The sequence below is a fragment of the Hydrogenivirga sp. 128-5-R1-1 genome (assembly GCF_000171895.1).
On sequence record NZ_ABHJ01000469.1, the window covers coordinates 1 to 1166 of the forward strand.

1 protein-coding gene is annotated in these 1166 nt (G+C 32.0%); it reads right to left on the reverse strand.

From position 1 onward, the window contains the following. Positions 1–10: 10 nt before the first annotated feature. On the reverse strand, positions 11–1166 hold a 1156-nt coding region (locus tag HG1285_RS00610; protein WP_008289615.1), incomplete at its 5' end, for an ATP-dependent helicase.

Consider the following 1166-nt stretch of genomic DNA (forward strand, 5'->3'; position numbering starts at 1 on the left):
TTTTGAAACTTTAAAGATTTTTCTCTGTTTTTGGCTTGCTTGATAAAACTTTTAAATATTCTTTAATATCCTTTAAAAACCGTGAAGGCTTTGTTTCATTATACGCATTTCCAAAACTGCTTCTATATTTTGCCATTGTTAAGTAAACGTGTTCTTTTGCTCTTGTAATTGCAACATAAAAAAGTCTTCTTTCTTCTTCCATCTGCTCAATATCTTCAAAAGCTCTTCCACTTGGGAAAATGCCGTCTTCAACTCCTGCAACAAAAACAACCGGATACTCAAGACCTTTTGCAGCGTGAACAGTCATAACTTTTATGCTGTTGGAGCTTTCAATTTTATCCTGAGCCTGCTCTAAAGATGTTTCTTCTAAAAATTCCTGCAGGGTTTTCCCTCTTTTTTGAATCTCATCAAGGGCGTTGAAAAGTTCCTGTACGTTTGCAATTCTTTCTTCATAATCTTTTGGATACTTTGAAATAAGATAATCTTCATAGCCTATTGCGTCGTAAAGATATTTTGCAGATTCAGCAGGTTTTTCATTTCCATGCTCTTTTATAAAATCAATAACCTCAAAAAACGGCTGAAGATTTAGCTTTATTCTGTTTGATAGACTTTCGTAGCTGTCTTTCAATGCCTGATACCAGTCTTCCACATAAAATTTCTGTATTTTGTTTAAAGTCTGCTTTCCAATTCCCCTTGAAGGAAGATTTATAATTCTTTTAAAAGCCTGAATGTCTTTTGGGTTAAATGCAAATCTTAAATAAGCAAGAATATCTTTAATCTCTGCCCTTTCGTAAAACCTAACTCCTGCTATAATTTGATAAGGTATTGAAAATCTAACAAGTGCTTCTTCAATATTCCTTGATAAGAATGACATTCTCATTAAAATAGAAATATCAGAATATTTATAACCTTCTTTTTCAACAAGCTGTTTTATCTGGTGTGCTATAAATGCTGATTCCTGTTTATCTGTTTCAAGTTTTATAAGTTTTAAATCCTCTCCTTCTTCTTTGTCAGTCCAGAGGGTTAAAATCTTTTCTTTCCATCGTCCTGTTGCATTTGATATAACTTTGTTGGCAGCTGAAAGTATTTTTTGTGTTGAACGGTAGTTTCTTTCAAGTTTTATTATTTTTGTATTTGGAAAATCATTTTCAAAATCAAGTATATTT